Origin of the sequence: Brevundimonas sp. (assembly GCF_016463485.1) — a bacterium.
In the GTDB taxonomy this organism is placed as follows: Bacteria; Pseudomonadota; Alphaproteobacteria; order Caulobacterales; family Caulobacteraceae; genus Brevundimonas.
Window position 1 is genome coordinate 35,817 of record NZ_JAEMRD010000007.1, and the last position, 9,166, is coordinate 44,982.

Here is a 9,166-nt window from a genome sequence, read left to right on the forward strand (position 1 = left end):
GCCTGCATGATCATGCCGTCGAGCGGGGCGGCCCAGGCACCGGCCGACTACCGCGCGCGCCTGCCTCAGGACGAGGTCATCTATTTCCTGCTGCCCGACCGGTTCGAGAACGGCGACCGATCCAACGACACCGGCGGCATCGCGGGCGGCAAGCTTCAGCACGGCTTCGACCCGACCGACGAGGGTTTCTATCACGGCGGCGACCTGGCCGGCCTGACCGCGCGTCTCGACTATATCCAGGGCCTCGGCGCCACCGCCGTCTGGCTGGCACCCGTGTTCAGGAACAAGCCGGTCCAGGGCGAGCCGGGCCGCGAGTTCTCGGGCGCCCACGGCTACTGGATCACCGACTTCACCACGGTCGACCCGCATTTCGGCACCGACGCGGAGTTCAAGGCCTTCGTCGACGCCGCCCATGCACGGGGCATGAAGGTCTATATGGACATCATCGCCAACCACACGGCCGATGTGATCCGCTATCGCGAATGCCCGGCCAGCGATTGCGCCTATCGCAGCCGCGCCGACTATCCGTACTCACGGCAAGGCGGGGTCGAGGGTGCGGCGATCAACGACGGCTTCGACGGCACGAATTTCGAGCGGCTGACCCGGTCCGGCTACGCCTGGACGCCCTATGTCCCTCAGGCCGAAGCGACGGTGAAGGTCCCGGCCTGGCTGAACGACCCCATCTATTATCACAACCGTGGCGACACGACCTTCAAGGGCGAGAGCTCGCTGGACGGCGATTTCGCAGGGCTGGACGACCTCTATACCGAGCACCCGCGTGTGGTTCAGGGTATGATCGATATCTATGGCGACTGGATCGATCGCTACGGCATCGACGGCTTCCGCATCGACACCGCCCGCCACGTGAACCCCGAGTTCTGGCAGGCCTTTGTCCCCGCCATGCTGGAGCGCGCGCGGGCGAAGGGCATCCCCAACTTCCACATCTTCGGCGAGGTCTATGACCACGACCCGGGCATCCTGGCGCGGTTCACCCAAGTGGATCGCTATCCGGCCGTGCTCGACTTCGCCTTCCAGACCACCGCGACCGATGTGGCGAACGGGATCAAGGGCACCGACGCCCTGGCCCGGCTCTATATGGCCGATGCCCTCTATGCCGGGGGCGAGGCGGGGGCGATGCAGTTGCCGACCTTCCTCGGCAACCACGACATGGGCCGGATCGGCGGCTTCATCGCCAAGGCTCATCCTGACGCGTCGGCCGACGAACTCCTGGCCCGCACCACCCTGGCCCACGCCCTGATGATGTTCGGACGCGGCGTACCGACGATCTATTATGGCGACGAGCAGGGTTTCGCCGGCATCGGTGGCTACGGTGCCGCGCGGGCCGACATGTTCCCCAGCCAGGTCGCCGACTATGCGACCCACCCCCGGATCGGCGGCGCCGGCGAAACCTTCTCCACCACCGCGCCGATGTATCGCGCTGTCGCCGAGATGGCCCGCATCCGCGCCGCCTCCCCGGCCCTTCGTCGCGGCCGCCAGATCGTGCGTGCGACCAGCGAGACGCCCGGCCTGTTCGCCGTGTCCCGCGTCATCGCCGGCGAACCGGGAGAGACCCTGATCGTCTACAACTCGGCAACCACACCGATCACCGCCAACATCGAGGTCGCAGCCGCGTCACACAGCTGGACGAGCCTGCGCGGCACCTGCCCCGCCACCGCATCGGCACCCGGATCGATCCGGGTTACCGTCCCCGCCCTCGACTACATGATCTGCGTATCGAAAGACCCCGCGTGACCGTCCAGACCCTGCACCATCCCGAGACGACGACCCAGGCCGCGACCGAATGGTGGCGGGGTGCGGTGCTGTATCAGGTCTATCCGCGCAGCTTCGCCGACAGCAACGACGACGGCATCGGCGACCTGCCGGGCATCACGGCGCATCTGGACCATATCGCGTCACTGGGCGTCGACGGCGTGTGGCTGTCGCCCTTCTTCACCTCGCCGATGAAGGATTTCGGATACGATGTCGCGGACTATACCGGGGTCGATCCGATCTTCGGCACCCTGGCCGACTTCGATGCCCTCGTGGCCCGCGCCCACGCCCTGGGGCTCAAGGTCATCATCGACCAGGTCTATTCCCACACCTCCGACGAACACGCCTGGTTCCAGGAGAGCCGCCAGAACCGGATCAACCCCAAGGCCGACTGGTACGTCTGGGCCGACGCCAAGCCGGACGGTTCGCCGCCCTCGAACTGGCAGTCAGTGTTCGGCGGCCCGGCCTGGACCTGGGATGCGCGTCGTCACCAGTATTACATGCACAACTTCCTCAAGGAGCAGCCCCAGCTCAACGTGGCCAATCCCGAGGTGCAGGAAGCCCTGCTGGACGCCATGCGGTTCTGGCTGGACCGTGGCGTGGACGGCTTCCGCCTCGACGCCATCAATTTCGCCATCCACGACCCCAAGCTGTCGGACAATCCGCCCCTGACCTCCAACGGCAAGCGGACCCGCCCCTTCGACTTCCAGGACAAGGTCCACAACCAGTCCCAGCCGGGCATTCCGGTCTTCCTCAGCCGCCTGCGCGCCCTGGCCGACAGCTATGACGGCGACCGATTCCTGGTCGCAGAGGTCGGCGGCGACCGCGCCAATGCGGAAATGAAGCAGTACACCCAGGGCGACCGGTTGCTTCATTCCGCCTACGGATTTCTTTATCTGTATGCGGATCATCTGGACGCCGAACTGGTCCAGAAGGGCCCGGCCATGTGGCCCGGCGTGGACGGTGAGGGCTGGCCGTCCTGGACCTTCTCGAACCACGACGCCCCGCGCGCCATCTCGCGCTGGTCCGAGGGCCGCGACGAAAAGGCCTTCGGCGAGATGGCCATGCTGCTGCTGATGTCCTTGCGCGGGAACGTCTTCGTCTACCAGGGCGAGGAGCTGGGCCTGCCTCAGGCCCATGTGCCGTTCGACCGCCTCGTCGATCCCGAGGCCATCACCAATTGGCCCGAGACCCTCGGCCGCGACGGCGCCCGCACCCCGATGCCGTGGCGGGCCGACGCCGTTCAGGCGGGATTCTCCTCCGTCGAACCCTGGCTGCCGATCGACCCGCGCCACTATCCGCTGGCGGTGGATGTGCAGGAGGCCGATCCCACCTCGATCCTGCATTTCAGCCGCTGTTTGATCGGGTTGCGCAGACAGTACGCCGCCTTGCGGACCGGCGCGATGCGGATGGTTCAGGCAGGCCCTCTGCTGGCGTTCGAGCGGGGTGAAGGGGACGAGACCATGCTGTGCGTCTTCAACCTGGGGCATTCGACCGAGGCGTGGGTGATGCCGGAGGGCTGGCGCGTGGTGGAGGCGGTTAACGTCGAAGCTGTTGCGACCGCTGCCTTACCCCCACTGGCCGGCCTGTTGTTGGCGAAGGGCGAGTGAAGGCTCGCAGACATCTTCCTTCTCCCCTTGCGGGAGAAGGTGGCTCGCGGAGCGAGACGGATGAGGGGTACGAAGACGCTCGACCGCCGTTGGAAGCGAAACACACCAACTTTCGACACCGGGTGGCATCCCTCATCCGTCAGGCTCCGCCTGCCACCTTCTCCCGCAAGGGGAGAAGGAATTCATCCCCCGCAGGTCTCCCGCACGATCAGGTCCGTCGGGATCCGCTCGGACCGGCCGGCCCGATCGCCTGTGGAATCAAGCAGTTTCGACACCATCAACCGACCGGCCTTCATCGTATCCTGGGCGATGGTGGACAGGGCGGGGCGGCTGTATCGGCTGAAGGGCACATTATCGAAACCGATGACCGAAACGTCGCCGGGCACGGTCTTGCCGTGATGCAACAGGGACCGCACGGCGCCGAGCGCAATCAGGTCGGACGCCGCGACGATGCCGTCGAAATCCAAGCCACGCGCCAGCATCGAATCCACCGAGGCCTCGGCCGACTCGACCTCGAAATGGGCGGGCACGACCAGGTCGGGGTCGAGCGCCAGCCCCGCGTTTTCCAGCGCCTCCGCATAGCCGCGCTGGCGTTGCATCGCCTCGGGCGGATCGAGGTCGCCCAGGAAGACGATACGTTTGCGGCCCAACCGCGCCAGGTGCGAGGTCGCGCGCCGACCGCCGTTGATGTTGTCGGATCCGACCGAGCAATAGTTCTGGTCCGGCAGTTCGGCACCCCAGACCACGAACCGGCTCTCGGTCTCGGCCATCCGGTTGAAGGCGCCGTGCAGGGTGCTCTGGCCCAGGAAGATCACGCCGTCGGCGCGGCTGGTTGTCATGGCGACCGACAGGTCGTCCAGATTGGCCGGGGAGACGTGGCTCATGACCAGGTCGCAGCCCCGCTCACGCGCAGCCTCTCCGACCCCGGCCAGCAGTTCCAGGAAGAAGGGATCGCTCAACCGCCCTTCCCGCCCCTGCGGTCGCGGCGTCACCAGGGCGATCGTGCCCTGGGCCCCGATCGGGCCGGCGGGCATGTAGCGGCGGAACGGATAGTCATGCTCGCGCGCCAGCTTCCAGATCGCCTGTTTGGTGCGGTCGTTGACGGCGGGACTGTCGTTCAGCGCGCGCGACGCTGTGGCGATCGACACCCCGGCCAGCCGGGCCAGGTCTTCCAGACGGGTCGTCTTGCGGCTCAAGGATCGCGGGCTCCGACAGCGGTGTCTGCAAATTTTTCTGCAAATCTTGCTTACTCATGCGACGCCGCGGCCTCGCTTGGCAAGACCCTGTAATCGAGGAAGCGTCGCCATGATGAAACGCCGTCAATTTCTGGCCCTGTCGGCCGCCGCCGCAGGCACCTCTGCCCTGATCTCCGCCCCCGTGCGCGCCCAGACCTCGGCGACCCGGGCCAGCGCCTCGTCCCCCGGCGGCGTCCTGACCGTCCAGGCCTTCACCGACAACGACGGCCGCCCGATGTATGCCGTCAGCCGCCAGGGTCGGCCGGTGGTCGAGGACTCCCGGCTCGGCTTCCTGCTGACCGACGCCGTGGCGCTGGAACGCGGCATGGCCATGACGGCGTCCCGGCCGATGACCTTCGACGACACCTGGGAACAGCCCTGGGGCGAGCGCCGGTTCATTCGCAACCACTATACCGAATGGCGTGTCGCCTTCGCCGAGACCGGGGTGCTGGGTCGCCGGGTGGATGTGGTGTTCCGCCTGTACGACGACGGCCTGGGCTTCCGTTACGAGTTCCCCGAACAGGCAGGGCTGAAGACCGCGCGGATCGGCTCGGAGCTGACCGAGTTCAACCTGACGGAAAACGGCACGGCCTGGTGGATCCCGGCCTGGGAATGGAACCGCGAAGAGTACCTCTACAACCGCTCGTCCATCGACGCGGTCGGCAACGCCCAGACCCCGATGACGGTGAAGGGCGGCTCGGGCCTGCACGTCTCGATCCATGAGGCGGCCTGTATCGACTATGCGGGCATGAACCTGCGGCGTTCGGAAGGGACGAAGTTCCGCGCCGCCCTGACGCCCGGCCTGACCAATGCCACCGTGGTGCGCGAGGCCCCGTTCAACACGCCGTGGCGCACGCTGCAGATCTCGGACACGGCCGCAGGCCTGGTCGAGTCCAGCCTGATCCTGAACCTCAACGAGCCCAACAAGCTGGGCGACGTGTCCTGGTTCAAGCCGATGAAGTATGTCGGCGTCTGGTGGGAAATGCACCTTGAGCTCAAGAGCTGGAACGCCGGGCCCAAACACGGTGCCACGACCGAGAACGCCATCAAGCACATCGACTTCGCGGCCGAGCACGGCTTCGGCGGGGTGCTGGTCGAGGGCTGGAACATCGGCTGGGACGGCAACTGGTTCGGCAACGGCTCGGACTTTAGCTTCACGCAAACCTACCCCGATTTCGACATTGAGGCGGTGACGGCCCACGGCCGGGCCAAGGGCGTCCAGCTGATCGGTCACCACGAGACCGGCGGCAATGCCTTCCACTATGAGCAACAGATGGACGCCGGCTTTGCACTCTACGAGCGGCTGGGGATGCATTCGGTGAAGACCGGCTATGTCGCCGATGCCGGCGGCGCGCGCGTCGCGGGACCTGACGGCACGGCCGTCATGGCCTGGAACGAAAGCCAGGCCATGGCTCAGCACCACCTGCGCGTTGCCGAGGCCGCCGCCCGGCACAAGGTCGCCGTCAACGCCCACGAACCGTTCAAGGACACCGGCCTGCGCCGCACCTATCCCAACATGATCAGCCGCGAAGGCGCGCGGGGCATGGAGTTCAGCGCCTGGGGCCAGCCGGGCAATCCGCCCGAGCATGAGGCGAACCTGGTCTTCACCCGCCTGCTGGCCGGGCCGATGGACTATACGCCCGGCATCTTCGGCATGGAGACGCGCAGCCCCGGCGGGGTCCAGACCACCTGGGCCAAGCAGCTGGCGCTTTATGTCGTCATCTACAGCCCGATCCAGATGGCGGCCGACCTGCTGGTCCACTACGAGGCCAACCCCGGCCCGTTCCAGTTCATCAAGGACGTGCCCGTCGACTGGGCCGAAACCCGCGTGCTGAACGGCGAGGTCGGCGACTATGTCACCATCGCGAGGAAGGACAGGGCCTCCGACGTCTGGGCCCTGGGTGCGGTCACCGACGAGCATCCGCGCGTCCTGACCGCCCCGCTCGACTTCCTCGACGCCGGCCGCCGCTATCGCGCCGAAATCTACCGCGACGGCCCCGACGCCGACTACAAGACCAAGCGCGAATCCATCGTCATCGAGCAGCGCGAGGTCACCTCGGCCGACGTCCTGACCCTGGCGCTCGCCCCCGGCGGCGGTCAGGCGATCCGCTTCGTGCCGCTGGGTAGAGTCCGCCGCGCATGACCCTCCAGGCGTCCATCCTGTCCGTCCGCCCCCGGCTGTCCCCCGCCGCCATCGTCAACATGTGCGTCGGCTTCTTCGGCATCCAGATCGGATTCGGGCTCCAGAACGTTAACACCAGCCGCATCTTCCAGACCCTGGGGGCCGAGGTCGACAGCCTGGCCATCCTGTGGATCGCCGCGCCGATGACCGGCCTTCTGGTGCAACCGTTGATCGGCCATCTCAGCGACAAGACCTGGGGCCGGCTGGGGCGGCGCAGGCCCTATTTCCTGTTCGGTGCCATCCTGACGACGATCGCCCTGATCGCCATGCCGAATTCGCCCAGCCTGTGGTTCGCGGCCCTGATGCTGTGGGTCATGGACGCATCGATCAACATCACGATGGAGCCGTTCCGCGCCTTCGTCGGCGACAATCTGAACGAGGACCAGCGTACGGCCGGCTATGCGATGCAGAGCGTGTTCATCGGGGCCGGCGCCGTGTTCGCCTCGGTCCTGCCCTGGGTGCTGTCGAACGTGTTCGACGTGGCCTCGGTGGCGCCTACGGGTGTCGTCCCCGACAGCGTCCGCATCGCCTTCTATGTCGGGGCCGGTGCCCTGCTGGCCGCCGTCCTGTGGACCGTATTCACCACCCGCGAATACAGCCCCGAACAGCTCGCCGCCTTCGACCGCGCCGCCACGACCACGTCGCAGGCCGACGCCGAGGCCCCGGCCCGGTCGATACGCGCCTATCTGATCGGCGGCCTGATCTGGCTGGCCGTCGGCGCGATCGGGTTCGCGGGCGTCGCGATCTCCGGTATCGAGAAAGAGCTCTATGTCCTGTTCGGCGGTCTGGCTGTCTTCGGTCTGCTCCAGATCGCCGTCGGTCTGATGCATCGGGCACGGGCCTCGAACGGCCTGTCCGAGATCGTCGACGACATCTTCCGCATGCCCGCCACCATGCGCGATCTGGCCATCGTCCAGTTCTTCAGCTGGTTCGCCTTGTTCGCCATGTGGATCTACACCACGCCCGCCGTCACCACCGTCCACTATGGCGCGCCGTCGCCGACCTCGACCGGCTATGGCGAGGGGGCCGACTGGGTCGGCGTCCTGATGGGGGTCTACAACGGGGTCGCGGCCCTGGCGGCCTTCATGATCCCCGTGCTTGCCAAGCGGATCGGCCGGCGCGGCGCACATGCGCTGAACCTGGCGCTCGGCGGCCTGGGCCTGATCGGCATCTTCCTGATCCGCGATCCGGCCCTGCTGTGGCTGCCGATGATCGGGGTCGGCTTCGCCTGGGCCTCGATCGTGTCCATGCCCTACGCGATCCTGTCGGGGGCGGTGCCGTCCAGAAAAATGGGCGTCTACATGGGCATCTTCAACATCTTCATCGTGGTGCCCCAGCTGGTCGCCGCCACCCTTCTGGGCCTGATCCTGAAGAGCGTGTTCGACGGCCAGGCCATCTGGGCTCTGGTCATCGGCGGCGTCAGCTTCTTCATCGCCGCCCTCGCCGCCCTGCGGGTCAAGGAAGCGGTGCGCGCCTGATGTCGCCCGACCGCCGCACCCTGATCGGCCTGCTCGCCGCCCTGCCATTCGCGGGCGTGGCGAGAGCCGACGTCCCGACCGACGGCCGCTTGGTCGAACACCCGGACAGGGCCTCGGCGCATGCCGCGACCCGCAACGTCACCGTCTGGCTCCCGCCCGGCTATGACGCGACCCAGGCACGCTATCCGGTCCTCTACATGCACGACGGCCAGAACCTGTTCGACGCGTCGAAGGCGGCCTTCGGCGAATGGGGCGTGGACGAGCATCTGACGCGCCTGGCGGAGACAGGCCAGGTCCGCCTGCCCATCGTCGTCGGTATCTGGAACACCCCGCTGCGCCTGCGGGAATATGTCCCCGCCGACCTGATCACCGCCCTGCCCGCCGAGGTCCGCGACAGCCTGCTGACGATGTACGGCGGCGCCCCCCTGTCCGACGGCTACCTGCGCTTCCTGGCCGACGACCTGAAGCCGATGATCGATGCGACCTATCGCACACTGCCCGGCCGGGACGACACATTGATCGCCGGGTCCAGCATGGGCGGGCTGATCTCGCTCTATGCGATGATGAAGTATCCGCAGGTGTTCGGCTCCGCCGGCTGCCTGTCCACCCACTGGCCGTTGCGGCTCGAACGACTGGAGGGCGACGCCCTCGAGCGTTGGCGCGAGGCGGTCGTCGACGCCTGGTCGCGCGTCATCGCCGCCGGCCTGCCGGACCCCGCGACACACCGCCTGTATTTCGATCGCGGCGACGAGACGTTGGATCAGTTCTACGCCTTCTTCCAGAGCCGGATCGACACCATCGTCCGCGCCGCCGGCTGGGGCCCCGACCGCTTCCGCACCCTGGTCTTCCCCGGTGCCGAGCATAACGAAAAGAGCTGGAATAGCCGGCTCG

The 9,166-nt window shown here is 67.2% G+C and carries 6 protein-coding genes; 5 read left to right on the forward strand and 1 reads right to left on the reverse strand.

All coding sequences use genetic code 11. From position 1 onward, the window contains the following. Nucleotides 1-6: 6 nt before the first annotated feature. Together JHC99_RS02520 and JHC99_RS02525 are read left to right on the forward strand one after the other, a co-directional pair. Nucleotides 7-1,752 (forward strand): alpha-amylase family glycosyl hydrolase, encoded by a 1,746-nt coding sequence (locus JHC99_RS02520; protein WP_292151905.1) that lies wholly within the window; start codon nucleotides 7-9, stop codon nucleotides 1,750-1,752. Beyond that, nucleotides 1,749-3,380, forward strand: a complete 1,632-nt coding sequence (locus JHC99_RS02525) for an alpha-glucosidase (protein WP_292151892.1) — start codon at nucleotides 1,749-1,751, stop codon at nucleotides 3,378-3,380. The genes JHC99_RS02520 and JHC99_RS02525 overlap by 4 nt, the downstream gene beginning before the upstream one ends. Before the next feature lie 182 nt (nucleotides 3,381-3,562). Here the strand turns inward: JHC99_RS02525 and JHC99_RS02530 are convergent, their stop codons facing one another. Then, nucleotides 3,563-4,621 (reverse strand): LacI family DNA-binding transcriptional regulator, encoded by a 1,059-nt coding sequence (locus tag JHC99_RS02530; RefSeq protein ID WP_292151906.1) that lies wholly within the window; start codon nucleotides 4,619-4,621, stop codon nucleotides 3,563-3,565. A gap of 67 nt (nucleotides 4,622-4,688) precedes the next feature. On the opposite strand from JHC99_RS02530, the gene JHC99_RS02535 reads away from it, so the two are divergent. The 3 genes from JHC99_RS02535 to JHC99_RS02545 all read left to right on the forward strand — a co-directional run. Further along, nucleotides 4,689-6,758, forward strand: coding sequence for a glycoside hydrolase family 97 protein (locus JHC99_RS02535; protein ID WP_292151893.1), 2,070 nt, complete (start codon nucleotides 4,689-4,691; stop codon nucleotides 6,756-6,758). Then, entirely contained in the window at nucleotides 6,755-8,275 is a 1,521-nt protein-coding gene (locus JHC99_RS02540; protein WP_292151894.1) for an MFS transporter, read from the forward strand. Before JHC99_RS02535 ends, JHC99_RS02540 begins: the two co-directional genes overlap by 4 nt. Further along, nucleotides 8,275-9,166, forward strand: an 892-nt coding sequence (locus JHC99_RS02545; protein WP_292151895.1) for an alpha/beta hydrolase-fold protein, incomplete at its 3' end; no start/stop codon positions are given. The genes JHC99_RS02540 and JHC99_RS02545, both read left to right, overlap by 1 nt.

Excerpts from the sequence above, each read along its gene's own strand:
- JHC99_RS02540 (WP_292151894.1), top strand. The coding sequence starts at position 6,755 with ATGACCCTCCAGGCGTCCATCCTGTCCGTCCGCCCCCGGCTGTCCCCC.
- JHC99_RS02520 (WP_292151905.1), top strand. The coding sequence starts at position 7 with ATGATCATGCCGTCGAGCGGGGCGGCCCAGGCACCGGCCGACTACCGC.
- JHC99_RS02535 (WP_292151893.1), top strand. The coding sequence starts at position 4,689 with ATGAAACGCCGTCAATTTCTGGCCCTGTCGGCCGCCGCCGCAGGCACC.